Source organism: Saccharomonospora iraqiensis subsp. paurometabolica YIM 90007, from assembly GCF_000231035.2.
Taxonomy (GTDB): Bacteria; Actinomycetota; Actinomycetes; order Mycobacteriales; family Pseudonocardiaceae; genus Saccharomonospora; species Saccharomonospora paurometabolica.
On record NZ_KI912238.1, the window covers coordinates 175,652 to 176,903 of the forward strand.

The following is a 1,252-nucleotide window of genomic DNA, read 5'->3' on the forward strand; positions in this document are numbered from 1 at the left end:
TCGGCCTCCGTGCGTGCCCGCTCCGCGGCCCGCTCGGCGCGGACCGCGGAGCGGTGGCGCTCGAGCGCGTCCGTCAGCACCGCGTTCTGCTCCGCCCGGACACGCCCGAGCAGCGACGTCCCGTCGAGGAGATCCCGTCCGTTCGCCGCGGTGACCGCCACCCGGAGCCCGTCCGCCCTGCCCATCGTCGTGAACATCGTCCGGGTGAAGGAGTCCACCTCGTCGCGGAGGGCGGCCAGCTCGCCCTCCGCCTCCCGCCTGCGCTCCCGCGCCCGCTCCAGTTCGCGGGTGGCACGGTCCCGCTCCGCGCGGGCGGTGTCCAGATCGTCGGCCAACGCGCCCAGTTCCCGCTGGATCGAGGCGGCGCTGCGCTGCAGCTCGCGGACCTCCGGGGAGACGAACGCCGACCCGGGCCTGGGGTCGTGCCCCTCGTCGGCGGGCTGCCGCACGGGCCCTCCGCTCGCGGCGGGGTCGGAGCCACGGGCGCCGTGCACCCCGGGGGGCGCCGTCAGCGCCGTGAGCATCGCCGCCGACAGTGCGACCACCGACAGCAGGGCCACCGACCGCACCGCGCCCGTCCGACGCGACCGCACCGGCATGTCACCCCCACGTACACCACGATCCACAGCGCGACTCCCCACGGCACGACCGTCCACAGCGCAGGCACCCACAGCGCAGGCACCCGCAGCGGGCTCTGTCCACGTCACCACCCGTCGTCACGGACGACAACGAGCGCAGCGACCGTGCGTCACGCACCGACCGGACGGTGTGTCACACGCGACCGAGGCGGGTGAGCAACAGATCCGCGGGCACCGCGTGCGCACCCGCGGCGCAGACCGCGGTCACGATCTCCTTGTCCGAGGTGGCGACCACCAGGGGGCGCCCCTCCGGCTCCTGGCGCACCAACGCGGTGATCACGTCGTCGGCGGGCACCCCGGGGTCGGAGAACAGCACGCGCACCCCGCGTGCGTTCGCCGTGGGCACCGGGGTGACGTCCGCACCGTCGAACACGACCGTCACGTCCACCCCGGTCCGCGCGGCCAACGCGGCGAGCTGGCCGATCAGCCGGGTGCGCTGCTCGGACAGCGCCAGTTCGGGGTATCCGGTCTTGGTGACGTTGTAGCCGTCCACGAGGACGTGCGCGTTCGGCAGTCCGAGCAGGGTGTCCAGGGTGGTCGCCTCGGTCACCCGGCCGCCGCGCCTGCCCGCGCTGGCGCCCGGCACCACGTCGGCGTGCCTGCGCCGGCTCGGC

1 protein-coding gene and 1 pseudogene are annotated in these 1,252 nt (G+C 75.4%); both read right to left on the minus strand.

Going from position 1 to position 1,252, the window contains the following annotated elements:
* A pseudogene (locus tag SACPADRAFT_RS32845) lies at positions 1-560 on the minus strand (D-alanyl-D-alanine carboxypeptidase family protein); the annotation flags it as partial.
* A 211-nt stretch (positions 561-771) separates the two neighbouring features.
* A partial coding sequence (locus tag SACPADRAFT_RS0213055; RefSeq protein ID WP_007027664.1) for an NYN domain-containing protein occupies positions 772-1,252 on the minus strand: 481 nt, incomplete at its 5' end.